Source organism: Glaciecola punicea, from assembly GCF_001756615.1.
GTDB classification, from domain to species: domain Bacteria; phylum Pseudomonadota; class Gammaproteobacteria; order Enterobacterales; family Alteromonadaceae; genus Glaciecola; species Glaciecola punicea.
This window is the reverse complement of record NZ_LZXY01000009.1, coordinates 22,615-48,067: the sequence shown is the minus strand read 5'-3', so window position 1 is coordinate 48,067 and position 25,453 is coordinate 22,615. Positions and strand designations below refer to the sequence as shown.

Sequence of the window (25,453 nt, the reverse complement as noted above, 5' to 3'; positions counted from 1 at the left end):
AATGCACACCCATGCTTAGTCATCAAATTGATGCTGCTTTAACCACTCATGCAAATACACAACGTCTTTGCTTATAGCCATTTGCAATTGCTCAACCCACTCATGCACATTTTCCCACCACGCCGGATGATCACCTTGCTGGATCATATTCGCTGCTTTTTGCACTCTGTCTAGCCCTACCGAACCTGCTGCACCTTTTATTTTGTGTGCCTGAGAACATACCTCGTCTTTATCGTCTGCTGCCAACGATACATTTAATATTTCCATATACTCTGGAATTTTGTCTTCAAAAACAGCCAAGCTTGCCTCTATCAAACCTTCTCCAATAGTCTCAATAAGCATAGTGAGTAGATCTAAATCGAGTACTTTTTGAGACTCTTGCTCAATAATCATCTTTGGACGGCTACTCTGTGAAGGCAGGTTGTTGCGCACTTCACCTGCAAAGAGCTCATTAAACACCTGTACTATTCTACTTTTTTTCACCGGTTTAGAAATGATATCGTCCATGCCATTTTCCAGATATTCTTGCCTTGTTTTAATAACATTAGCCGTTAAGGCCACAATTGGTGTTCTTAGCACTAAGTCTTCTTCGAGCAAAATCCGGGCTACGTCAAACCCGGTCATATCTGGCAACTGTATGTCGAGCAATATAAGATCATAACTTGTTTGCCTCACCATATCGATAGCTTCTTGACCGGTCATAGCTACAGCAACATGCTGACCGAGTTTCTCTAGCAAAGCTTTTGCGACCATCACGTTTAACTCAATATCTTCCACCAGCAAGATACGTAAACCAGTTACCCGGAGCTCCTCTAGTTCTGGAGTTTGATTTATGGTGCTAACAGGCAGCTTAATTTCAAAGCAGGTACCTTCATTGAGCGCGCTGTTTACCTTTATGCTGCCGTTCATCTTATCGACCATTTGCTTACAAATGGCTAGGCCAATACCAGTGCCAGTAGCCGACTGGAAATCTTCTCGCTGCACCTGATAATACATCGCAAATATCTTCTCAAACTGGTTTTTTTCAATGCCAATTCCGGTGTCTTGAATGGTAAAAGTAATGTCGGCTTGGCTTTCAGAGTGTATTTTTGCAGACATCGTGAGTGATACCGAGCCCTGCACAGTGAATTTCACGGCATTGTACAGTATGTTCCACAGCACTTGCCTAAGCCTTGTGCCGTCTGCTTCAAACGCAACAGGCACCGGCTCAATAATTTCCCAGTTGAAGCTTAAGCCCTTATCAGCCGCCAATAACTTAATGATACTGGCGAGTTCGTTAATAAAGTTAACCGTACTAACTGTTTTGTATTGCATTTCTACTTTGTCGCGGTCAAGTTTATCAAGGTCTATAATATCGTTAAATATGTTGCCTAAGGTAATGGCGCTTGCGTAAATAGTACTTACCCATTCAAATTGTTCAGCGTCTAATTTAGTGTCGCGCAACATACGAGACAGGCCAACAATGCCATTTAGTGGCGTACGCAATTCGTGTGAAATGGTCGCTATAAACCTTGTTTTATCTTTACTTGCTTGTTCAATCGCAAGCTGGGACTGTTTGCGCTCTGTCATGTCTCGACCAAAGGCAAGTAAACCCAGACGTTTTCCATTATGATCAAAAAATGGCACCTTGCGCATTTCAAAATATCGGCGACGATCATCTGCAAATTTCAGCCATAGCTCTTCGGTAATAGGCGCGTTGGTTTCTAAGACCTCTTGGTCAGAAGCTGCCACTTGTCTAGCAAGGTCAACGTCGTATACCTGATGGGGCGTAAGCCCCATGAGCTCTTCTTGAGACTTTCCGGTTAAGTCTTCAGCTACTTTGTTACAACCTTCAAAGCGACCCTCTTCATTGCGGTAGTATATAAGGTCTGGCGAAGCATCAATGATAGAGCGAGTAAGAGTCGATAGCCTGCGGGCTTCAAGCTCCTGCTCAGACTTTTCTTTTATTTCTTGTTCCAGTTTTCTAAACAACGCTTCACGCTCCAGTTGAATTTTTTTGCGCTGCTCAATTTCATAGTTCAACTGGCGAATATTATTTTGGAGTTCTCTGTTTAAAATAACGTCATGACGACGCAAGCGTTCTAACTGACTAACTGCTTCTTCTAAATTGATTCGAGAGTGCTCTAATTGTGTAATTAATTTCCCAAAGAATAATAACAAGCATGGCGCGCCAACAAGGGTCAATACAATTGCGCTTAAAAAATCGTTCGTGTGGATCTCGCTGCCAAGCACTAAGCGAACCAAGTATGAGCCTAAGATAGTGAAACAAAGTGTGAATAAAACGAACAACACGCTGACTTTGACCGTTCCCAAATTTTTGACCATTTGAGATACTTTGATCGCCCATAAATCGCTCGATAATTTTGAGAACATAGTGTTATTAAACCTTAGCAAGGCACCGCCGTGATGACACAGCATAAATTAATTTTGGATGCTGGCATGCTACCAAGAAATTGAAGTGGGGAATAGTCGAATAACTAAACGTCTGTTTTTAGTGCACGTCTCACTTTACTTAAGATTACGCTTATAAAACATATTTATGCGCTAAAGATGTATTTCTCTTCACCTTAAGTTGAATTAAAGTTGCAAATTCAACTAAAATTTACACTTCATTTACCTTACTTGTCAAAAAACGACCTTAGTGCAGAATCATCCAAATAATTATTTATTATTTTAAAACAACAATTTAGCTTAAGTTTACATATTGATTATTAATAATATGATGCAAGGTAATTGATTTATAGCGCGTAAATAGGTAAGTTCAGGCTCCTGCTTAGCGAAATGAATAAAAATTCGGTATACAACAGTATCCTCAAACGCTAACGATGTCGAACAAGTACAATAAAAAATCGGCTTAAAAAATTCAAAATATGGTCCGAACCATTACTAGGTTGACTGGGTTTCATTAAAAAGTAGGGCACAACCAGCGTGGCCAATTATTGCGGCGCGCGAAGGAGTAATGTATGGGTTTGTATCATTCGTCTGATTCAAAAGACAACTGTGGATTTGGCTTAATTGCGCACACACAAGGTAAGGCTAGTCATGTATTAGTCGCCACTGCCATTGAAGGCCTTGCTCGTATGCAGCACCGAGGCGGTGTGGCTGCCGATGGTAAAACAGGCGATGGCTGTGGTTTACTATTACAAAAACCCGATTCATTTTTTAGAAAAGTCGCCAGTGACCACTGCTGGACTTTAAATAAAAACTATTCGGTAGGCATGGTTTTTTTATCGCAAGATCCGATAAAAGCGCAGACATCACGGTTAATTCTCACAGAAGAATTAGAAAAAGAAATGCTAAGTGTACTTGGCTGGCGCCTAGTACCCGTTAACCACAGCGTACTGGGCGATTTAGCCAAAACAGGCGTTCCTCAGATTGAACAAGTTTTCATAAATGCCCCTAGTGGCTGGTCGGTAGCTGATGTTGAGCGTCGTTTATATATGGCGCGCAGACGCACAGAAAAGCGAATTGCCGATGACGGAAATTTTTATGTCGCGAGTTTATCCACATCGGTAACCATCTATAAAGGCTTAGTTATGCCTAAAGATTTGCCTAGATTCTACTTAGATTTGGCAAACACCGAGCTAAAATCAGCCATATGTGTATTTCACCAGCGATTTTCAACGAATACCTTACCGCAATGGCCACTAGCACAACCGTTTAGATACCTTGCGCACAACGGTGAAATAAATACTATTAAGGGTAACCGAGACTGGGCGTATGCTAGAACAAGTAAGTTTGCCACCCCGCTTATTCCTGACCTTATGCAAGCGGCGCCTTTTGTCAATTTAAAAGGCTCTGACAGCAGCTCACTAGACAACATGTTAGAGCTATTTTTAGCTGGGGGCATGGATTTATTTAGGGCTATGCGTTTATTAGTACCGCCAGCATATCAAAATAACAAAACCATGGATCCAGACTTACGCGCGTTCTATGAGTTTAATTCTATGCACATGGAACCCTGGGATGGCCCCGCGGGTATTGTGCTAACTGACGGACGCCATGTCGCCTGTAACCTTGATAGAAACGGCTTACGCCCGGCACGCTACGTCATCACCAAAAATGGCTTTATCACGCTTGCCTCTGAAGTGGGTATTTGGGACTACAGCGAACATGATGTGATTGAAAAAGGCCGCGTAGGCCCCGGCGAAATGTTGGCAGTTGACACCCAGACGGGTAAAATTTGGCGTTCAAATGAAATTGATGACGAGTTAAAATCGCAGCACCCCTATGCTCAATGGCTAGAATCACATATATCAAAGCTAATACCCCTTGAAGGTTGCGATGCCAGTTTAATTGGCAAACGTGCTTACGATGACTATGAAATGTCGACCTTGCATAAGCTTTTTAACTATAGCTATGAAGAAATAAACCAAGTAATAAAAGTATTAGCAAAAGACGGCCAGGAAGCCACAGGCTCAATGGGCGACGATACGCCCATGGCGGTTATGTCATCGAAACATCGCACATTATATGATTACTTTAGGCAGCAGTTTGCGCAAGTCACTAATCCGCCTATCGATTCACTGCGTGAAAATCACGTAATGTCGTTGGCCACCTGCATTGGCCGCGAACAAAACGTATTTAATGAAACCAGCGGCCATGCACATAGGGTCTTGTTTGAATCGCCGGTGTTGGTCTACACCGATTTAAAACAGTTACGCAACTTTGACAAAGAATATTATTACAACGAAACAATTAATATTAATTACAAAACTGAAGAAGGCCTAGAAAAAGCCATTAGACGCCTGTGTGACGAAGTAGTGGACGCCGTTAGAAATAGAAACGCAGCCTTTGTAATTTTATCCGATCGCAAAATAGCTAAAGACACCTTGCCTATTCCTGCTGCTATGGCGGTGGGCGCAGTTCAAAGGCGCTTAATAAATGAACAGTTACGCTGCGACGCTAATATTGTTGTAGAAACAGGATCGGCGCGTGATCCACACCATTTTGCGGTCTTAATTGGTTTGGGCGCAACCGCCATTTATCCCTATCTTGCTTATGAAACAATAGAACAAATGGTAGAAAAAAATGATTTAGATATGACACCTTTAGATGCCCTTAAAAACTATCGTAAAGGGATTAACAAGGGCTTGTATAAAATCATGTCTAAAATGGGCATAAGTACCATCGCCAGCTACCGCTCCTCGAAACTTTTTGAAGCGGTCGGCATTAACAAAGCGGTAGTAGATTTGTGTTTCCTTGGCGTGCCAAGTCGGATCCAAGGTGCAGGATTTGAAGATTTTGAACAAGACTTAATTAACGTATCTAGAATTGCATGGTTAGCGCGCAAGAGCATGTCGCATGGTGGCTTGTTGAAATATGTTCACGGCGGCGAATTTCACGCCTACAACCCTGACGTTGTTAAATCACTACAAACCGCCGTGAAGAGCGGTAAGTATGAAGATTATAAGGTTTTTTCTAGCCTAGTGAATGATCGCAATCCTAGTCATTTACGCGATTTATTGGGTATTAGAGCCGGCACCGCTATAGATATTAGTGAAGTAGAGCCAAACGAACAATTATTTCCGCGCTTTGATACTGCAGCAATGTCTATGGGCTCGTTAAGCCCAGAAGCACATGAAGCGTTAGCCATTGCAATGAATCGCTTAGGTGGGCAGTCAAATTCTGGCGAGGGTGGCGAAGATCCAAAACGCTTCAATACCGAGAAAAACTCTAAGATTAAGCAGGTTGCTTCAGGCCGTTTTGGGGTAACGCCACATTATTTGATGAACGCTAACGTTATTCAGATTAAAGTTGCCCAAGGCGCCAAACCTGGCGAGGGCGGTCAGCTACCCGGTGGTAAGGTCAATGAATATATTGCTGAATTGCGCTATTCCGTGCCGGGGGTTACCCTCATATCACCGCCACCCCACCATGATATTTATTCAATTGAAGATTTAGCGCAGCTTATTTTCGATTTAAAACAAATTAATCCAAGCGCCTTAATATCGGTTAAATTGGTGTCTGAACCCGGCGTAGGCACCATTGCCACCGGTGTAGCTAAAGCGTATGCCGATTTAATCACGATATCTGGTTACGATGGCGGCACAGGCGCAAGTCCATTATCATCGGTTAAATATGCCGGTAGTCCATTTGAGTTGGGCCTTGCAGAAACTCAGCAGGCACTGGTGGAAAATGGTTTGCGCCACAAAGTACGTCTGCAGACCGACGGCGGTCTGAAAACTGGACTTGATGTGGTAAAAGCCGGCATGCTGGGCGCTGAAAGTTTTGGCTTTGGCACTGGGCCCATGGTAGCTCTTGGCTGTAAATATTTACGCCTATGTCACTTAAACAACTGCGCAACAGGGGTAGCGACACAAGACGCTGGGCTGCGTGAAAATTACTTCATTGGTTTGCCCGAAATGGTCATGAACTACTTTATCTTCATAGCGCAAGAAGTCAGAGAAATTATGGCCAGTATTGGCGTTCGACATTTTCAAGATTTGGTAGGCCGCACCGATTTGCTAGAGTTACTTGAAGGCCAAACCGCCAAACAAAGTAAACTCGACTTATCGCCTTTGCTTGAAAAACCATCCGCGGGTTCTCATACTCAGCTGTTTTGCTCTGAGGTAACCAACGATCCCATTGATAAAGGTGAGTTGAATCAACGCATAGTGACTGACTGCGAGGGCGCAGTAGTGGCTAAAAAACCCAAATCATTGTCCTACAAAGTGCGTAATACCGATCGCTCTGTGGGTGCTACCTTAAGCGGGCTTATCGCTCAGCGCTACGGCAATTTAGGCATGACTGACTCGCCGATAAAAATAACCTTAACCGGCACTGTTGGACAAAGTTTTGGGGTATGGAACGCAGGTGGCCTTGAAATGACGCTTATAGGCGATGCTAACGACTATGTAGGCAAAGGCATGGCAGGCGGCCGTCTAGTAATTCGCCCCTTGCCAAATGTAAGTTTTGACATTCACAGTAGCGCTATCATGGGCAACACCTGCCTGTACGGTGCCACCGGTGGTAAATTATATGCAGCGGGACGTGCAGGAGAACGTTTCGCCGTTAGAAACTCTGGCGCTATTGCCGTTATTGAAGGCGCGGGCGACAACGCCTGTGAATACATGACCGGTGGCATAGTGGCTATCTTAGGCAGCATAGGCCTTAACTTTGGCGCAGGTATGACAGGTGGATTTGCGTATTTGTATGACGAATTAGGCGATATTGATCGCCGCATTAACCACGACTTGGTGGACGTACTGTCTATCTCAGATAAAGTAATTTTATCTGAGCACTTACGCGGCTTAATTAATTCTCATTATAACGCCACCGGCAGTGTAAATTCATTTAACTTACTCACAAACTTTGCTGATGAGGTAGCGAAATTTCAATTGGTGAAACCAAAAACCAGTGACGTTAAAAATTTATTAGGTCACATCAGTCGCTCAACCGCAGAACTGCGCGTGCAGGCTCAATAAGATGCGTATTACCTTAGGAGAGCATTAGCACATGGCAAAGAATGTATATCAATTTGTAGACGTTGGGCGGATCGATGCGCCCAAGAAACCTATTATTGTGCGTAAAGAAGAATTTGGGGAGATTTACCACCCAATGATGCCTGCGCAGGTAGCGGGTCAAGCAGACCGATGCTTAGACTGTGGTATCCCTTACTGCGAATGGAAATGCCCCGTGCATAACTTCATTCCACAATGGTTAGACTTGGCCAATGAAGGCAAAATAATAGAGGCGGCTGAGCTATCCCATAAAACTAACAGTCTACCTGAGGTGTGCGGGCGAGTTTGCCCGCAAGACCGGCTGTGTGAGGGCGCCTGTACCTTAAATGACGATTTTGGCGCAGTCACCATTGGCAGTATTGAGAAATATATTACCGATACCGCGTTTAAAATGGGCTGGCGTCCTGACATGTCGCAAGTTGTGTGGACAGATAAAAAAGTGGCCATTATTGGCGCTGGACCGGCGGGTTTAGCCTGCGCCGACGTATTAATCCGCAACGGCGTAAAACCTGTCGTGTTTGACAAGTACGAAGAAATAGGTGGTTTGCTTACCTTTGGCATCCCCTCTTTTAAGTTAGAAAAAGAAGTGATTACCCTTCGTCGTCAAATATTTACCGACATGGGCATTGAATTCAGACTCAACACTGACATTGGTAAAGATATTGCTTTTCAAACCTTAATAGATGAATACGATTCAGTATTTTTAGGCATGGGTACCTACAAAGCGATGCAAGGCGGTTTCGCGCATGAAGATGCTTCGGGCGTACATAAAGCTCTGCCCTTTTTAGTCGCAACAGCCAATCGCGTAATGGGCTTAGAAAAATCCCCTGATGACTACATAGACATGAAAGGCAAAAAAGTCGTCGTACTTGGCGGTGGAGATACCACAATGGATTGTGTTCGTACCTCTATTCGCCAATCAGCGGCGCAGGTAACCTGCGCTTATCGTCGCGATGAGCAAAGCATGCCCGGTTCGCGCCGCGAAGTCGTCAATGCGCGCGAAGAAGGCGTTGTGTTTAAATTTAACCACAAGCCTGTTGGTATTGCTATTGATGAAGCAGGCAACACAGTTGGCGTAAGAATGGTACGCACAGAGATGGGCGCACCCGACGCTGCTGGAAGACGCAGCCCTGTAGAAATACCTAATTCAGCGTTCATATTAGAAGCAGACGCGGTCATTATTGCATTTGGTTTCCAACCCAGTCCTGCACCTTGGTTCGGTGAGTTTGGCATTATGCTAGACGAGATAGGGCGGGTAAGAGCCCCTTCTCAGGGACACTTTGCTTTTCAAACCAGTAACCCAAAGATATTCTCCGGTGGTGATATGGTCAGAGGCTCTGACTTGGTGGTAACCGCAATTGATGAAGGACGCCGCGCCGCGGAAGGAATATTGGATTATTTGGGCGTATAGGGATTTGGCAGCATCAGTACAGGTATAAAAAAGTCACCCACTTAAGCCCACCTTGCGTGGGCTTTTTTCTGTTTATGACGCTTACAGGAAAATTTATATTGTGCAATAAAAGCGACATGACGCCTGTGATGGCTATTGATCTAGTCTACGGAATAGGGAAAAACGGCCATAATACCTAGCTAGGCCGTTAAATGCTCCACGCAATGTAGCGGCCTAGGACGTAATGCCTTACACTAAGCCTTTTGAAAATACCCGATGTATTTACTAAAGGCTTCGTTATGAAAATTGTCATTATTGGCGCGATGGAACAAGAAATTACTTTATTGAAGGCGCAAATAAATCACTGTAAAACACAGCAAGTTGCTTATTTAAGTGTCTTTACAGGCAGCATAGGCGACAACTCAGTATATTTGGTCCAATGTGGTATTGGCAAGGTGGCGTCAGCGGCAGCCGCCGCATTGTTGATCCACGCCTTTGAACCCGATGCTGTCATTAATACGGGCTCTGCAGGCGGGTTTGATCCGAAGCTTAATATTGGCGACGTTGTGATTGCCACATCATTATTACATCATGACGTGGACGTGACACATTTTGGCTATGCTTTAGGCCAAGTGCCACGAATGCCAGCGTTTTACGAAAGCGATTCGCACTTAGTTAACTTGGCACAAAACGCACTAGCAATGCTACCGAATATACAGGTAAAAACGGGACTGGTGTGCAGCGGCGATAGCTTTGTCGGCAGTGATGAAGCCGCCGGCAGTATCAAAACTAATTTTCCCACCATGGCGGCCGTTGAAATGGAAGGCGCGGCAATTGCGCAAGTGTGCCATTTAATGCAGACCCCTTTTGTGGTCATTCGAAGCCTGTCAGATATTGCCGGGAAGACATCTACCGTATCGTTTGATGAATATTTAGAAACGGCGGCAACAAACTCTGCAACGTTGGTGCTAGATATCGTTAAAAACTGTCATTAATAAGCTTATTTATGCTGTTTAGTAAAATGATGATTTTTTCTATTGTAATTCAGTCTTTCTACTACACCTTGCGACTCTCGTTTAGTATAGCGTGCTGTTTGGTCTTAAATATTCTATTGCCTTCGCCCACATTTGCGCAAATCGATTCTGAGGCAGCAAACAAACCACTGCGTATTATTACCTTAAGCCCTCATCTAACAGAAATGGTGTTTGCACTTGGCAAAGGTGAACATCTAGTGGCAGTAAGTGACTACAGTGATTTTCCAGCAGCGGCGTCTGACCTGAAATCAGTCGCAAGTTATCAAGGCGCTAATATTGCCGAGATTGTCCGCTTACAGCCTTCTCACGTGCTAGTATGGAGGGGTGGAAACAAAGATGCCGACATTGAGAAGTTAAAAGCGCTTAATATATCTGTCTATGAATCAAACATCGATTCTGTTGAGAACTTATTAGATGATATAGCAGGCATTGGCGTGTATATCTTTGAAGAGCAAGCGGCGCAGACGTTAATACAGCAGCTCACAAACTCGATAAACGCGATGGCAGTGCAATATACAAACGCGTCTATAAACGTTGTGTATTACTTAAGCACCCAACCCTTAGTAGGTCTTGGCAACGATAAGTGGTTAAACAGTTTACTGGGTTTATGCGGCATTACTAACGTTTACGCCAATAGCCCTAGTGCCTATCCGCAGCTACAGCTCTCAGATATTATTCGTCGCCAACCCAATATGTTAATAGCAGCAAGCAAGGCTAATAAACTTCAGCTTGCACAGTTTTGGGACGCGCATAAGGCTGTTTTAACGAACGTTATTACGCGCGCTAACCCAGACGCTCTGCACAGGTTCACACCGCGCGCCATTGCTGAGATGACGCAGTTGTGCGAAAGAGTCTACGCTGAACCTACACTAAAGTAATACGCGCAAATTTACGCTTACCCACTTGATAAACAAACTCACCCTTGTGACTTAACAACAAACGGGTGTCGGTCACTTTGTGGCCGTCTATTTTAACTGCACCCTGTTTTATCATGCGCATTGCGTCTGACGTTGAATCAACCAAGCTTGCTTTTTTCAACAAGTTGCCAATGACAAGACCTTCATCAGGCAAATTTATACTTAGTTCGGGCATGTCATCTGGAATAGCATTTTTTTGAAAACGTTGAATAAAATCTTGCAGCGCAGCCTCAGCCGCACCTTCACTATGAAAACGCGCAATAATCTCTTGAGCAAGCTCTATTTTTACGTCGCGCGGGTTTTTGCCTGCCTGAACTGAAGCCTTTAATGCTATAACATCGTCAATAGGCCTAAAACTCAGTAAATCATAATAGCGCCACATTAAATCATCACTAATAGACATAATTTTACCAAACATATCGTTTGGCGCATCAGTTATACCGATATAGTTGTGCAGTGATTTGGACATTTTTTGCACGCCATCTAAGCCCTCCAGCAGCGGCATCATTAATACGGTTTGCTGCGCCTGTCCCTGCGATTTTTGTAGTTCACGCCCCATCAGCAGGTTAAACCGTTGGTCAGTGCCGCCCAGCTCTACATCGGCCTTAAGAGCGACCGAGTCCCAACCTTGCACCAAGGGATAAAGAAATTCATGGATCGCAATGGCTTGTCCATTAGCATAACGCTTTTTAAAATCATCACGCTCAAGCATTCTGGCAACTGTTTGGCTAGCGGCTAATTTTATCATGCCAGCAGCGCCAAGTTTATTCATCCATTCACTATTAAATGCGATAGTAGTTTTAGCGGGGTCGAGTATTTTAAATACTTGTTCTTGATAGGTTTTCGCGTTTTCAAGCACCTGCGCTTCTGTTAAAGGTTTGCGCGTCACATTTTTACCCGTTGGGTCGCCAATAAGCCCGGTGAAGTCACCTATAAGGAAAATAACCTCGTGGCCCAACTGCTGAAAAGTGCGTAGTTTATTAATTAACACGGTATGACCCAAGTGCAAATCTGGGGCGGTTGGGTCAAAGCCCGCTTTAATTTTGAGTACCCTACCCGTTTTTAAGCGCTCAATGAGTTCGCCTTCTATCAGAATTTCATCTGAACCACGTTTTATCTCTGCGAATGCCGATTCCCAACTTGCCATTTTACTTCCTATAATCAATTTTAAATAAGCAAAACCCTACAAAAAGGGCTTGTTATGAAGTGTAGATGTGCTACACAAGTTTAGCTGCGTGTAAATAAGATTAGCTACAAATGTTAACTATTAGTCTATACTAGATGACTAATTTGAACCTTTTCACTGGAATACTGGCTAAAAGCGGTATATTCTTGTTTTCTATTTTAAAGCATTTTACGAGTGTATGATCCACAATACAATAAAACATCTTCCAAAAGCGCACCGATTGGGCATATTAAGCTTAGTGATTTTGCTGCTTGTTATTTTATTCTGGCCAGCCGAAGAAGTAGCTGCCTCTGGCAGTGCACCCAAGGTTACCCTTGAACTTGGGATCGAATATCCTGTTGCTATACCAAACTTTGCCTTTGAAGGCATTAATGATACTGGCGACACCGATACTACCGATTATATTTCTTATAAGGTAAAATCGGGGGATACTCTGGCGCAAATTTTTAATCGGTTTTCCTTAAGTCCGCAGACAACCCATAAAGTGAGCCGCGCAGGAGAGTTGGCAGAAAAACTTACGCGCCTCAAACCTGGTGACTTACTTTATTTTCGTATAAACGAAGCGAATCACTTACTTGGTTTGAAGTTTCCATTGTCAAATATCGACACCTTACTCGTAAACGCAAAAGACAACGATTTTGAAACGACTATCGAAACGAAAGAAATCGAGTCCGTGCTGAGTTTCTCCCAGGGCTCTATAAAAAGTAGTTTTTGGAACGCCGGTGTTGAAGCCGGCCTTAGCGATCTGCAAATTATGGAGCTAGCTGGTATTTTTGGCTGGGATATCGATTTTGCGCAAGAAATTAGAGCCGGTGACAGCTTCAATGTTGCCTATGAAGCCCTGTATATTGACGGTGAACTTATTGGCACCGGCAATATTGCAGCCGCTGAATTTATAAACCAAGGCGAGACTTTTACTGCCATAAGATATACCGACAATCAATATTACACGCCACAAGGGACTAGCATGCGTAAAAGCTTTTTACGCGCGCCAATTAATTTTAAATACGTCAGTTCTAACTTCAATCCGAAACGCTTTCACCCTGTTCAAAAACGCTATAAGCCTCATCGAGGTGTTGATTATGTCGCAAAGATAGGCACCCCCGTCTTGGCCGCTGGAGATGGTAAGGTCATTCGCTCGCAGTACGATCGTTTTAATGGTCATCATGTTTTTTTACAGCACGGCGAACGCTATCAAACTAAGTACTTACATTTTACTAAGCGCGCAGTTAAGCTAGGACAAACGGTCAAACAAGGTGACGTTATTGGCTATTTAGGCGCTACAGGGATGGTTACAGGTGCACATCTACACTATGAGTTTTTAGTGGACGGCGTACACAGAAATCCAAAAACAGTGAGTTTACCTAAGGCTGAGCCTATCAAGGCTGCGCACAAGGCCAAGTTTTTGGAAATTGCTAGTCAAAAAGTAAGCTTGCTCGATAACCACAAGCGTATACTCTTAGCGATGAATTAATAACTGCTGTGAACCAATATTATCGGCACGCAAAGCCATCTCGTTACCTGTACTTTCGATGAATGCTTAATTAACCTTTTATAACACCGCAGCAGGCCCGTATGAAAAACGTAGTGATTATAAGTCGTGATTGGGAACTATACGAAGACCGATTTGAGTGCAGCAAAGTGCTTCATGAACACTTTACTTTACTTGGCGCATCACAAGTACCTAGCAAAAAGTCTTTAGCGCTTGCCAATGTGATTATATCAGAACCAGACTTAGCCTCAAGGTATATCAAAGATTGCCTAAATTTAGGCTGGCTCCAGTCTACTTGGGCCGGCAACAATAAGCTTCAAGCCCTCAGCAAACAAGACTACATCTTAAGCGGTGTAAAAGGCGTTTTTGGTCTGCAAATGGTTGAATATGTATTAAGTTACTTGCTCTATTTTACCCGCCGCATTGAAGACTTTAGCCACGTAAAAGCAAATAATCAGTGGCTACAGCTGCCGTGCAAAACGCTCTCACAATATAAAATTGGGATTATGGGTTTGGGCAATATTGGTCAGGAAGTCGCGAATCGATTGCTGACATTTGGCATGCAGGTGAATGGACTTTCAAGAAGCGACAAGCAAGTAGAAAATGTCAGAATGTATCGCTATGAGCAGCTGAGTTTGTTCCTAGAAAGCTGTGATTTTGTATGTAATCTATTGCCCGAGACGCCAGCCACTATAGGCTTGTGCGATGAAACGTTTTTTGCGCAGATGAAGCCAGGGAGCGTATTTATTAATGCCGGCAGAGGCAGCGTGGTGGACAAGCCGAGCAGCATTATTAAGGCAATTAATACCGGTAGACTTAAGGCCGCAGTGCTTGATGTTTACGAACAAGAGCCACTGCCATCTAGTCATCCATACTATACTGCGCCAAATATCTACCTAAGCTGCCATACCGCAGCTATATCTGATGCAAACAAGGTGTTTGATGTATTTGAAAAAAATGCCCTTAAGTATATTGCCGGTGAAGCACTGCACTATCAGCACGACTTTAGTCTAGGCTATTAAACCTTAGACCTTGAGCCAGCCTATTGATTTAGGTAATCGGCCATGCCTTTACTAAATAGGCGTAGCCACTTAGCACTAAATAAATGCTTGTATTCTTTGTTGATAATAATAACCTCAATTTCACTCCCCTACGGCTTATTGCGCTTAGCCACCAACCTTAGGTTTATGTAAGTATCAATAATCGCCAGTAGTTTAGCGCGTCTTGCTTTTTCACCAAATCTTCGGGCATAAAGACCATGCCAAAATCGTGTATATAACAGGCTACAGCAAGCTGCTCTTAGGCAGTAATCTCTTCTTTAAGATCGTGCAAAATATCATATTCTAATTCTTCAGATATAAATATCACCATTATCTTCATTTTTTACACTTCAATAGCCGTTTATTGGCCAATTTGATGGTTTATTTAAAGCTAAGGTGTTTATCTTAATCTTTGCGGGTATAATTAAAGGTACATTGATGCTCGAGGAAACGCAGTGCTCGCTTTTGTACGTTTTATTGTGATATTTATCTATTTTATTTTGATGAATTTAGGCTTAATTATTTATTTTATTGCACGCCCTATGCATCGCGACAGCGTTCACGTTGCTGGGAAATACTATTCGACCATGGCTAAACTAATTGGCGTTACCTTGGTGTATAGAGACTCAAGTGAGGTTGATACACAGCAGTCGTATGTTTTTATAGGTAATCATCAAAATAACTATGATTTACTCACTATTAGCCAAGGCGCTAGAAAAGGCGTGGTCACGGTAGGTAAAAAAAGTTTAAAGTGGGTACCGATTTTCGGCCTAATCTATTGGCTCTCGGGCAACATAATGATAGATAGGAAAAACACTGGTAAAGCGCGCGACACCTTAAGTTTAACCGGCGAAAAAATGCGCGAGCGTAACCTCTCTGTGTGGATGTTTCCAGAAGGAACACGCAGCCGAGGAAAAGGGTTACTGCCGTTTAAAACCGGCGCTTTTAGGCTAGCATTATCGCAAAATAAAGACATCGTCCCCGTTGTATGTAGTGAACTCGACAACGGCAAGATAAAGTTAAACCGTTGGAATAACGGCGTGGTCATTGTTGAGTCTTTAGACCCCGTTAAGCTTGATCACTCTAAAAGTGCAAAACAAACAGCCAAGCAATTTCAGACTATTATGCAAAACGCGTTTGAACGGCTAAGCCAAGAAGCAGCATCGTTAAGTAAATAAGTAAATTAATCAAATTAGGAAAGTCAAATGAGTAATGAAGCGCAAGAGTGGTACGAATTCAATGAAGAGACCATTCAGGCATTAACACAAGACGGTACCGATCTGTCACAAGAACACACCATTGAACATCATATGGCTAGCAAAGATTTTGATGTGCTAGAGAAAGCCGCCGTAGATGCTTTTAAAGCAGGCTTTGAAGTAGGTGACGCTGAAGAACTTGTTTTAGACGACGGCGGCACAGTATTTTGCTTTGACGCCGTCGTTGAAAAAAAGTTAGACCTGGCAGCCTTTAATAAAGATATCGATGCACTGTTGTTAATTGCCACAAAACACAAAGTACACTACGATGGTTGGGGTACGTATTACGTGGGCGACGACGCCATAGACGACGAAGATGTGTTTGACGACGAAATGTATGATGGTGACATCTAAGCACTAGGCCAAATAAAAAGAGCGTAAAGCATATTGAAAATTCATGTCCTAAAAGGGTTTATACAGAACATATTTTTGGTCGAATACCCTGACAAATGTATGCTGCTTGATGGTTGCTCCAAGGCTGACTTTTCTACGCTTGCAGACTTTTTTGAAAGATCTCTAAAAAGGCCCTTGTCTGATCTAAAGGTTGTTGTGGTCACTCACATGCACCCTGACCATGCTGGTTGTGCGCTTTTTTTAAGACATAAAACGGGCTGCAAAATTGTCAGCTGTGACAAGCAAACGCAGTGGTATTCAGGCCTAAAAGGTCGACTCGCGCACCTTATTGACATAGCTTTAGCGCTGTGGGTTGCAGGTAAAATGAATAGGCCTAAAAAGAACATTTGGTATCCGCCTCATTTAAGACCTGACATTGCGCTTAGCGACCAGCAAACCATTCCGGGTTTTGAGGAATGGCAGGTTTTCGAAACGCCTGGTCACACCGACCGAGACCTGTCTGTGATGCACATGCCTTCGAAACGTATATACATTGCCGATCTTATTGTTAGGGTTAAAGGTAAACTGTCACCCCCTTTTCCTGTCTATAAACCCAAGCAATATAAGCAATCTTTGTTAAAGCTTCAAGCCTTGCAAACACGCTCTGTTATGATGGCCCACGTTGGCGAACTTAGTTTAACGGACAGTGATTTTGCATATTTACTCAGCAAAGCGCCTCTTAAGCCTAAAACAAACAAGCTGGCTATTCAAAAAATGATTAAGAGCAAGCTGTTTAAGACACGTTTGCAATCTTAATCTGGTGACTCGTGCTGGAGAATCAAAACATCACTACTTTCAATAGCTTTGTCAATGCTCGGCACTAAGGAATTAAGCGTGCTAAAGGAAAGCTCTTTGCCTTGCTTACTATTCCGGTCCAAGTCTTGCGTCTGGCGTCTTTGGACATATATAAGGCTTTGTCAGCCAGCAGGTGAACTTGGTCCCAGTTTATTGAGTGAGGCGCATGATAGCTAAATGGAAACAATGCAAACCCTAACAAACTAGACAGGTGGAATTTATTAGGTAAGCCAACATCAAAGCCTCAAGTTGGTATTTATACTTATGTTCCAAAGAGGCTGCAAAATCTAGAACTGCAAATTCAAGGCTAAAATATATAAAAGCTCTTGATAATTGGTAATTACTGTTTGCAGGCAAAGCTCATCTGCTATCTCAGTTTGCGCCAATCTACTATTGTCCACTGATGCAAGTAATAAATTTGCATAGCAAATATGCGTAGATGATTAATGGCATGTAACTTGCGCCACACACATGCTGATTTTTGGTATTATTTAGGAAAGAATTGACACGAAAACTAACATAATGGGCAAGTCACAAAGAAGTCGACCGCTAAAGCGCTGCAAAAATTGTCTTAAAGAAGATCCTGTGCTGCACCGGGTAAAGATACAGCATAAAGAACCATGGGCGTTTATGTGTAGTGAATGTCAAAAGAGCATAAAAACTCGGCCTACATACCAGTATGGCGGCACTTGGAAACAAGATAAACGTAACTAGCTATTTAACGCTCAAGCGATAACAAATGCAAAAGCCCGCTAGATGCGAGCTTTTGGGAGCTATTCAACAGATGACTAAGTAGCATCACTGAAAGCAGGGCTTACTGCCTCAACTAACCATGAACGGCAGCAAAACCAGGCTCTTTGTTGAAGGTGTAAAGGTTCTCAGTTTTCACTACATCAAAGCCTGCTTTATGCAAGCGGGTTTGCAACGCTAGAACTTCATTGAAGCTAAGCAGATTGTTAGACGACATAAAACGACAGCGCCAGTGATCGACACAGTACGTTTCGGGAAAACCTTCGGGCCATACCTTAACGCCACGATTAGTAATAAGCTTTAATATAAGCTCGGGGCTGCCATAACTGTTTAAATCATCTCCTAGTAGCTTTGGCTCACCTTCTTGCCACTGCAAGAAGATATCGATGCCGACTAATTCTTTTTTACATGGCTCTTTATGCCTTACCGCAGGCAATACAAGGGGTTTACTGTTGGCATAGGACGGCGCCGTTAAATACTTTGGAGATTGACCTAGCCTAGCAATAACTGCGTCTGCAAATTCAATCGTACCCATTCGTTTTTTACTAAGGTCTTGCCGATAAATGTCAGCGGTATGCAGGCCTTCTTCTAAGGTAGCTAGCCATGCATGATGTATTTTTTCTGCAACACCGTTCTGCCCAATATGCACCAGCATTTGAATAGCGCCGTGTAGTAACGCTGACGGGTTGGCAATATTACGCCCTGCTATGTCAGGGGCTGAGCCATGAATCGCTTCAAACATTGCGCATTGATCGCCAATGTTAGCAGAACCCGCCATGCCCACCGACCCCGCTATTTGCGCCGCTATGTCAGAGATAATATCGCCATACAAATTAGGCATTACTAGCACATCAAAATCTTCAGGCGTATCGGCCACTCTCGCCGCGCCTATGTCGACTATCATACTGTCGCTCTGTATGTCTGGGTATTGCGCGGCAATTTCTGTATATATCTGATGAAACAAGCCATCGGTAAGCTTCATAATGTTATCTTTCACAAAGCAAGTGACGCGCTTTCTGTTTTGCTGCTTTGCATATTCAAACGCGTAACGCACAATACGTTCGCAACCCGGGCGAGTAATTAGCTTTAAACATTGAAACACTTCCTCGGTTTGACGATGCTCGATCCCCGCATACAAATCCTCCTCATTTTCTCTTACAATAATCAAATCCATATCAGGGTGTTTAGTGCTAACAAAAGGCGCGTAGGCAATACACGGGCGTACATTTGCATATAAGCCTAAAGCTTTGCGCATGCTCACATTTAAACTTTTGTAGCCACCGCCTTGAGGCGTAGTAATAGGTGATTTCAAAAATACTTTGGTTCTGCGCAGCGATTCCCATGAGCTTGGTTCAATCCCGTTTGTTTGACCTCCTAAATAGATTTTCTCGCCAATATCGATCGTTTCAGGGGCAATACTAGCGCCTGCAGCCTCAAGAACGTTTAGTGTTGCCTGCATAATTTCAGGGCCAATACCGTCGCCGTAGGCCACGGTAATAGGAACAGGTTTATGGGTCATAATAACTCCGTATTTAGGTAATTCACCTAGTGAAAATCAAATTTTTAGATAAATAGCGCAATTCCATGAGACTGAACGCGTACTGTTAATCACATGTAAATTGCTCAATGCGGGCATTGTAATGATTTTATATATTTGCGATAATCTATTTAAACACTACATAACATCTATAAAAACAAATATAAATGAACTGGACTCGCCGACTACATACAAGACAAACCACCTTTCGCCAATTAGAAATATTCATGGCGGTAGCGGATCATGCTAGCGTAACGCTTGCCGCTAAGGCACTGCATTTGGCTCAGCCAACAGTATCCACACAAATTGCCAAGCTGGCCGAATCCCTAGAGTGTCAGTTATTTGAGCTGGTATCTAAAAAAATGTGTCTCACAGACACTGGACAAGAGGTACTTGATGCTGCGCGTAAATTATTTGCGGTAATGGACAACCTAGAGGCGCGCTTAGCTAAACGGGCAGGTTTGTCGCTGGGGCATCTGCGTATAAGCGTTGTTACCACCGCGAAATACTTAATTCCGCATTGGTTAGGTGAGTTTTGTGAACAATATCCGAATATTGAGCCTGAGTTTCAAATTGGTAACCGCGCTGAAATAATACAGCGCCTCAAGCAAAATTTAGACGATTTATACGTGTTTAGTAATCCGCCGCGAGAACTTGAAATTGAGGCTGAATTTTTAACACACAACCCACTGGTGGTGATCGCAAAGCAAGATCATGTACTCAAAGACAAGCATAATATTAAATGGCATGAACTCTATTATGAAAGGTTGCTTATGCGCGAAAACGGCTCGGGAACTCGATTTGCCATTGAGGCGTTTTTCAAAAATAAGAATGTGAAAATGCAAAACCCCATTACCATCGCCAGCAATGAAGCCATAAAAGAATCGGTAATGGCCGGGTTGGGCATCGCCATAGTAAGCCGGCATGCTTTAAATCATATGGCGCCTGGCAACCTAATTGAACTAGCAGTTGAAGACTTCCCTATCCCCAACAGCTGGTATTGGGTGCTGCCAAAAGGTAAAAATAGCTCTAGCGCAGCCAAAGCCTTTCAAGCTCATGTAAATCAAGGACTTAGCGAACAAGTAAATCTTGGCGCGCCATAGAGTAAAAACTACAGAGCCTGTATAGCCTCAACCTGCTCATGAATTTTCTTGAGCTGCATTTTAGCGTCCGCTAGTTTCGCTTTTTCCTTATCAATCACCGCCTCAGGCGCTTTGCTTACGAAGTTTTCATTACCCAACTTTCCTTGCGTGCGTTGTATATCGACTGCTAGCTTGTCGGCTGCTTTACTCAGTCTGGCTAATTCAGCGTCCTTGTCGATAAGACCGGCCATGGGGATCATAATTTCCATTTCTCCCACAAGGGCTGTGGCGGATGCTGGCGGAGTTGCACCTGGTGCTAGAATATCAATGGAGGCTAATTTAGCTAACAAAGTTAAATACTCAAAGCTTTGCTTTACGCGTACTTTGTCATTTTCGCTGGTGTTGTTTAGCAACACTGGCAGCTTTTTAGACGGCGCGATGTCCATTTCTCCGCGAATGTTTCTTATGCCCACCACAAATGCTTTGACCCATTCTATGTCTGCCTCGGCCTGCTTATTCTTGCGCGCTAGATCAACCTGCGGGAACACGTCTGACATAATGCTGTTGACCTCGGTGTTGTTAACCGAGAGCGGCTTGATTTTTTGCCAAATTTCATCTGTTATAAATGGCATTATAGGGTGTAACACCCGCATTAAATGTTCTAACACATTAATAAGCGTATGGCGCGTACCACGCTTTTCGGCTTCGCTAGTAGTGCTTGAGTTAAGTACCGATTTAGATAACTCTAAATACCAATCACAAAACTGATTCCATGTGAATTCATACAAGTGCTGCGAAGCAATATCAAAGCGATACTGCCCAATTGCGGTTTCGACGCTTTGCACGGTGTCTTGCAAGGACGACCAAATCCATTGGTCAAACACGCTCAACTTAAGCTCGCCACCGGTGTTGCCAGTATCAAAGTCTTCGGTATTCATCAGAACAAATCGCGTTGCATTCCAAATTTTATTGCAGAAGTTGCGATAGCCTTCTACTCTGCTCATATCAAAATTTATGTCGCGACTCGTAGACGCCATAGACGTGAAAGTAAAGCGCAGCGCGTCAGTGCCATAGGCATCTATACCGTTGGCAAACTGTTTGCGTGTGGCTTTTTCTATTTTTTTGGCGTCTTTGGGATTCATCAAGCCGCTGGTACGTTTCGCCACTAAAGACTCAAGCTCTATGCCGTCTATCAAATCAATAGGGTCAAGTACGTTGCCCTTTGATTTAGACATTTTATCACCGTTCTCATCGCGTATGAGGCCGGTTATATAGATTTCTTTAAAAGGTGCTTTGCCCGTGAACTTTTTGGTCATCATGACCATTCTGGCTACCCAAAAGAAAATAATATCAAAGCCCGTCACCAACACCGAGCTAGGCACAAAAATATCCATCTCTGGTGTTTTATTTGGCCACCCCATCGTTGCAAAAGGCCATAAAGCTGAGGAAAACCACGTGTCAAGAACGTCTTCGTCTTGCCGTAAACTGACTGAGTCATCAAGCTTGTGCTTAACGCGCACATCTTGTTCATTTTTACCTACGTAAATTTTACCTTGCTCGTCAAACCAAGCTGGTATGCGGTGTCCCCACCACAGCTGACGCGAAATACACCAGTCTTGAATATTATTCATCCACTGGTAGTAGGTTTTATTCCAATTTTCCGGTACAAATTTAATTTCGCCCGACTCAACCGCTTCAATAGCGGGTTTAGCCAAGGACTCTACCGCCACATACCACTGATCGGTAAGGTAGGGTTCAATAATAACGCCAGAACGATCGCCCCGCGGCACCTTTAATTTATGCGGCTTAATGTCAACCAGCAAGTCTTGTTCAGTTAGGGCCTCTACTATTTTTGTGCGGGCATCGAAACGGTCCAAGCCTATGTACTGCGCTGGCGCTTGATCGTTAATCTTAGCGTCGTCGGTTAAAATATTGATAATAGCCAAACCATGGCGTTTGCCCATATCGTAATCGTTGAAGTCGTGAGCGGGCGTAATTTTTACGCAGCCTGTGCCGAACTCGGGATCTACGTAGTCATCGGCAATAATTGGGATTTGCCTGCCGCTGATGGGCAAGGTAATCATTTTGCCAATTAAGGCCCCGTAGCGCTCATCATCGGGGTGAACGGCCACGGCAGAATCACCTAGCATGGTTTCGGGACGGGTTGTAGCAACGACTATGCTAGTGCTGCCGTCGCTTAAGGGATAGCGCATATGCCACATGAAGCCGTCTTCTTCTTCGTTTATGACTTCTAAGTCAGACACAGCGGTCAATAGGGCTGGGTCCCAGTTAACTAAGCGCTTACCACGATATATAAGGCCTTCATCAAATAAAGTAATAAAAACTTCTTGGACCGCCGCGGATAAGCTGTCATCCATGGTAAATACTTCGCGTGACCAGTCGGGGGAAGTGCCAAGCCTGCGCATTTGTTGGGTTATATTGCCGCCCGACTCTTCTTTCCAATCCCATACGCGTTCAATAAACTTTTCGCGGCCTAAATCGTGGCGAGTTTGACCATTTGCATTGAGTTGGCGTTCAACCACCATTTGGGTAGCTATGCCGGCGTGGTCGGTGCCAACCTGCCATAAGGTGTTGTCACCTTTCATTCTATGATAACGAGTAAGAGCATCCATAATAGTGTGCTGGAAAGCATGGCCCATATGTAGATTGCCAGTAACATTGGGAGGCGGCAATAAAATACAGTAAGGTTTGCCTTGGCCACTAGGGGTGAATAAACCTTGTTCTTCCCAATGCTGGTAACAGGCTTGCTCTATTTTATGCGGGTTAAATGTTTTTTCCATCAATGTACTCTTTAAATATGTTCAGTCGACAATAAAGCTTAAGACTAATAAGCTGTTTTGTATTGGCTAGCACGGCATTCTAAAATTTAGGCGCTCTTGTATTCAAGCTGGCAGCCAGCCTGCTTATATTTCTTATAGCGCTCGCGTGCCTTTGCTTTTTCATTTTCGTCAACGGGCACAAAATCAATAATGTGCTTAATGTTATTAATATTTTCTATGAACTGCTGCGATAAGTTAATGACTACCGCCGTATTTCTTAATTTAGACATACTCAAAAAAGCAGAGTGCCAAATAATTTCTACAGGCGTGCCCATATCGGGGCCTTCCCCATAAAGATTATGAGGAATAAACTTGTTAGCAGGAAACTGCCAGATGAGGTCGTCAAACGATTCGGCTTGAGCTTGACTAGCGCACAACACGGTGACTTTTTTGCGGCTAACCACATACTCACTCAGTAAATCGGCAGCCATTGCCAATTCAGTCGCAAGTTCAGCGCTAACGGTCTCATTTTGGGCACTATTAACGCGCATATCGGTCTGAGTATGAGCGTTAATGGTTGCCTCGCTTATTGCATAAAAGGTTACTAAAGCCATGTATAGATGATTCGCTTTTATTATGTGGAATTTGCAGAGGCTACCGGCGCCTATTGCCTATTCGTCGGTAGCAATATTTGCTTTATTCATCAAAAATTGCGAAAGCATCGGCACTGGTCTGCCCGTTGCACCTTTATTTTCGCCGCTTAACCATGCAGTGCCTGCTATATCTAAGTGCGCCCACGTGTATTTACGGGTAAATCGCGCTAAGAAACAAGCGGCGGTGATCGCTCCAGCCGCTCTGCCGCCTAAATTCGTCATGTCAGCAAACGGGCTGTCAATCTGATCTTGGTACTCCTCCCAAAGCGGTAATCGCCATGCTCTGTCGCCGCTTTGCTCTGATGCATTCAAAATTTCATGCGCAAGCGGGTTATGCTGAGTTAGTACAGCACTTGCATGTTTACCCAACGCGATCACACAGGCACCGGTTAAGGTCGCAATATCAATGACTAGTTCGGGATCAAAACGCTCTACATACGTTAGCGCATCGCACAATACAAGACGACCTTCGGCGTCCGTGTTGAGAATCTCAACGGTTTGCCCTGACATTGTGGTGAGTATATCACCTGGTCTATAGGCATTAGCATCAGGCATATTTTCGCACCCTGCTATCACACCAATAATGTTGATAGGTAGCTTAAGTTCGGCCACGGTATGCATCACGCCCAGTACAGATGATGCGCCGCACATGTCGTATTTCATTTCATCCATTGCTTCGCCGGGCTTTAAGGAAATACCGCCGCTGTCAAAAGTTAAGCCTTTACCTACTAATACGTATGGCTTTTCACCTTTTGCACCGCCTTTGTGATGAATAACAGACATTATCGACTCGTTGTGCGAGCCGCGGCCAACCGCTAGATAAGTATGCATACCCAGTTTTTCCATTTCGGCTTCACCAATGGTGTTAAGCGACAATGACTCGTAGTTTTTAACTAGCTCGGCAGATTGTTCGTTCAAGTATTTCGGATTACAAATATTGGGTGGCATGTTGCTAACGTCTTTAGCAACTTTAACACCTTTACTGACCGCAGTAGCATGCACCACAGCACGTTCTCCTAGGTGCAGATCTTTACGAGTAGACACATTGAATATCATTTTACGCAAAGGTCGACGAGGCTCGCCTTTTTTAGTTTTTAACTGCGAAAAACTATATACCGATTCGTTAGCTGCCTCAACTGCTTGGCGTACTTTCCAATAAGTGTCGCGTCCTTTCACGTGTAGCTCTGTTAAAAAGCTCACCGCTTCCATAGAACCCGTTTCATTTAGTGTTTTGATTGTTTTAGCTACTATTTGCTTATACTGACGTTCGTCTAGTTCACGTTCTTTGCCGCAGCCAACTAATAGCACGCGTTCACTTAATACGTTTGGTACATGATGAAGCAGCAACATTTGACCGGCCTTGCCTTCTAAATCGCCGCGGCGTATGAGGTTACTAATATACCCTTCGCTTATTTGATCGAGCTGCTCTGCTGCTGTGGTAAGCCTTCTTGGTTCAAATACGCCTACTACTACACACGCGCTTCTTTGCTTTTCTGGGCTGCCACTTTTTACGCCAAATTCCATATTATCCCCTTAGGATTATTATTGTTGTACCAGCAACATTTCTATACTGCATCTTATAACAAACGGTAGTGGCATTTTTATGCGAAATATAAATAGCGTGCTCACTCAAGAAAGTCTAATTTTTTGTTCTTGCTAAAAATGTTTGTGTTAAACTGGCTAAA

Annotated in this window: 16 protein-coding genes; 10 read left to right on the top strand and 6 right to left on the bottom strand. The window is 43.7% G+C overall.

The window, feature by feature from the left end; translation table 11 throughout:
- Positions 1 to 15: 15 nt before the first annotated feature.
- Positions 16 to 2,373, bottom strand: a complete 2,358-nt coding sequence (gene arcB / locus BAE46_RS11035; RefSeq protein ID WP_006003032.1) for an aerobic respiration two-component sensor histidine kinase ArcB — start codon at positions 2,371 to 2,373, stop codon at positions 16 to 18.
- Between the two features lie 590 nt (positions 2,374 to 2,963).
- On the opposite strand from arcB, the gene gltB reads away from it, so the two are divergent.
- The 4 genes from gltB (at position 2,964) to BAE46_RS11015 (ending at position 10,765) form a co-directional block, all read left to right on the top strand.
- The gene (gltB, locus tag BAE46_RS11030; protein ID WP_070112829.1) at positions 2,964 to 7,427 is read left to right on the top strand and encodes a glutamate synthase large subunit; all 4,464 of its coding nucleotides are present in this window, start codon (positions 2,964 to 2,966) and stop codon (positions 7,425 to 7,427) included.
- Positions 7,428 to 7,458: 31 nt separating this feature from the next.
- Entirely contained in the window at positions 7,459 to 8,874 is a 1,416-nt protein-coding gene (locus BAE46_RS11025; RefSeq protein ID WP_006003036.1) for an FAD-dependent oxidoreductase, read from the top strand.
- Between the two features lie 278 nt (positions 8,875 to 9,152).
- The gene (locus BAE46_RS11020) at positions 9,153 to 9,848 is read left to right on the top strand and encodes a 5'-methylthioadenosine/adenosylhomocysteine nucleosidase (RefSeq protein ID WP_070112827.1); all 696 of its coding nucleotides are present in this window, start codon (positions 9,153 to 9,155) and stop codon (positions 9,846 to 9,848) included.
- Positions 9,849 to 9,859: 11 nt separating this feature from the next.
- Positions 9,860 to 10,765, top strand: coding sequence for a helical backbone metal receptor (locus BAE46_RS11015; RefSeq protein WP_083256865.1), 906 nt, complete (start codon positions 9,860 to 9,862; stop codon positions 10,763 to 10,765).
- On the opposite strand, the gene tyrS is transcribed toward BAE46_RS11015, so the two are convergent.
- Complete coding sequence (tyrS, locus tag BAE46_RS11010; RefSeq protein WP_070112826.1) at positions 10,752 to 11,951, bottom strand: tyrosine--tRNA ligase; 1,200 nt, start codon at positions 11,949 to 11,951, stop codon at positions 10,752 to 10,754. The two genes, BAE46_RS11015 and tyrS, sit on opposite strands and share 14 nt — an antisense overlap.
- A 217-nt stretch (positions 11,952 to 12,168) precedes the next feature.
- On the opposite strand from tyrS, the gene BAE46_RS11005 reads away from it, so the two are divergent.
- The 5 genes from BAE46_RS11005 (at position 12,169) to BAE46_RS10985 (ending at position 16,927) form a co-directional block, all read left to right on the top strand.
- A complete protein-coding gene (locus BAE46_RS11005) occupies positions 12,169 to 13,464 on the top strand; it encodes a peptidoglycan DD-metalloendopeptidase family protein (protein WP_070112824.1) in 1,296 nt (431 codons plus the stop codon).
- 101 nt (positions 13,465 to 13,565) lie between these two features.
- Entirely contained in the window at positions 13,566 to 14,504 is a 939-nt protein-coding gene (locus BAE46_RS11000; protein WP_070112822.1) for a D-2-hydroxyacid dehydrogenase, read from the top strand.
- Between the two features lie 473 nt (positions 14,505 to 14,977).
- Complete coding sequence (locus tag BAE46_RS10995) at positions 14,978 to 15,700, top strand: 1-acylglycerol-3-phosphate O-acyltransferase (protein ID WP_070112820.1); 723 nt, start codon at positions 14,978 to 14,980, stop codon at positions 15,698 to 15,700.
- A gap of 27 nt (positions 15,701 to 15,727) precedes the next feature.
- Positions 15,728 to 16,132 (top strand): ribonuclease E inhibitor RraB, encoded by a 405-nt coding sequence (rraB, locus tag BAE46_RS10990; RefSeq protein ID WP_006003051.1) that lies wholly within the window; start codon positions 15,728 to 15,730, stop codon positions 16,130 to 16,132.
- Positions 16,133 to 16,165: 33 nt separating this feature from the next.
- A complete protein-coding gene (locus tag BAE46_RS10985) occupies positions 16,166 to 16,927 on the top strand; it encodes an MBL fold metallo-hydrolase (protein ID WP_070112818.1) in 762 nt (253 codons plus the stop codon).
- A gap of 865 nt (positions 16,928 to 17,792) precedes the next feature.
- Here BAE46_RS10985 and BAE46_RS10980 read toward each other — a convergent pair.
- Positions 17,793 to 19,235 carry an NADP-dependent isocitrate dehydrogenase gene (locus tag BAE46_RS10980; RefSeq protein ID WP_070112815.1) on the bottom strand — a complete coding sequence of 481 codons (1,443 nt, stop codon included), beginning with the start codon at positions 19,233 to 19,235 and terminating at the stop codon, positions 17,793 to 17,795.
- Positions 19,236 to 19,420: 185 nt separating this feature from the next.
- On the opposite strand from BAE46_RS10980, the gene BAE46_RS10975 reads away from it, so the two are divergent.
- A complete protein-coding gene (locus BAE46_RS10975) occupies positions 19,421 to 20,356 on the top strand; it encodes a LysR family transcriptional regulator (RefSeq protein WP_040520036.1) in 936 nt (311 codons plus the stop codon).
- An 8-nt stretch (positions 20,357 to 20,364) separates the two neighbouring features.
- Here the strand turns inward: BAE46_RS10975 and BAE46_RS10970 are convergent, their stop codons facing one another.
- The 3 genes from BAE46_RS10970 to pepA all read right to left on the bottom strand — a co-directional run bounded on the left by BAE46_RS10970 (position 20,365) and on the right by pepA (position 25,292).
- On the bottom strand, positions 20,365 to 23,136 hold the full coding sequence (locus BAE46_RS10970; RefSeq protein ID WP_006003059.1) for a valine--tRNA ligase: 2,772 nt from the start codon (positions 23,134 to 23,136) through the stop codon (positions 20,365 to 20,367).
- A gap of 86 nt (positions 23,137 to 23,222) precedes the next feature.
- Positions 23,223 to 23,729: a DNA polymerase III subunit chi gene (locus BAE46_RS10965; RefSeq protein ID WP_006003060.1), complete on the bottom strand. Its 507-nt coding sequence runs from the start codon at positions 23,727 to 23,729 to the stop codon at positions 23,223 to 23,225.
- A gap of 57 nt (positions 23,730 to 23,786) precedes the next feature.
- Complete coding sequence (pepA, locus tag BAE46_RS10960) at positions 23,787 to 25,292, bottom strand: leucyl aminopeptidase (RefSeq protein WP_006003063.1); 1,506 nt, start codon at positions 25,290 to 25,292, stop codon at positions 23,787 to 23,789.
- Positions 25,293 to 25,453: the final 161 nt, after the last annotated feature.

Excerpts from the sequence above, each read along its gene's own strand:
- BAE46_RS11020 (WP_070112827.1), top strand. The coding sequence starts at position 9,153 with ATGAAAATTGTCATTATTGGCGCGATGGAACAAGAAATTACTTTATTG.
- pepA (WP_006003063.1), bottom strand. The coding sequence starts at position 25,292 with ATGGAATTTGGCGTAAAAAGTGGCAGCCCAGAAAAGCAAAGAAGCGCG.
- BAE46_RS11005 (WP_070112824.1), top strand. The coding sequence starts at position 12,169 with ATGATCCACAATACAATAAAACATCTTCCAAAAGCGCACCGATTGGGC.
- gltB (WP_070112829.1), top strand. The coding sequence starts at position 2,964 with ATGGGTTTGTATCATTCGTCTGATTCAAAAGACAACTGTGGATTTGGC.
- BAE46_RS10970 (WP_006003059.1), bottom strand. The coding sequence starts at position 23,136 with ATGGAAAAAACATTTAACCCGCATAAAATAGAGCAAGCCTGTTACCAG.
- BAE46_RS10975 (WP_040520036.1), top strand. The coding sequence starts at position 19,421 with ATGAACTGGACTCGCCGACTACATACAAGACAAACCACCTTTCGCCAA.
- arcB (WP_006003032.1), bottom strand. The coding sequence starts at position 2,373 with ATGTTCTCAAAATTATCGAGCGATTTATGGGCGATCAAAGTATCTCAA.
- BAE46_RS10980 (WP_070112815.1), bottom strand. The coding sequence starts at position 19,235 with ATGACCCATAAACCTGTTCCTATTACCGTGGCCTACGGCGACGGTATT.
- BAE46_RS11025 (WP_006003036.1), top strand. The coding sequence starts at position 7,459 with ATGGCAAAGAATGTATATCAATTTGTAGACGTTGGGCGGATCGATGCG.
- BAE46_RS11000 (WP_070112822.1), top strand. The coding sequence starts at position 13,566 with ATGAAAAACGTAGTGATTATAAGTCGTGATTGGGAACTATACGAAGAC.
- BAE46_RS10965 (WP_006003060.1), bottom strand. The coding sequence starts at position 23,729 with ATGGCTTTAGTAACCTTTTATGCAATAAGCGAGGCAACCATTAACGCT.
- tyrS (WP_070112826.1), bottom strand. The coding sequence starts at position 11,951 with ATGGCAAGTTGGGAATCGGCATTCGCAGAGATAAAACGTGGTTCAGAT.
- rraB (WP_006003051.1), top strand. The coding sequence starts at position 15,728 with ATGAGTAATGAAGCGCAAGAGTGGTACGAATTCAATGAAGAGACCATT.
- BAE46_RS11015 (WP_083256865.1), top strand. The coding sequence starts at position 9,860 with ATGCTGTTTAGTAAAATGATGATTTTTTCTATTGTAATTCAGTCTTTC.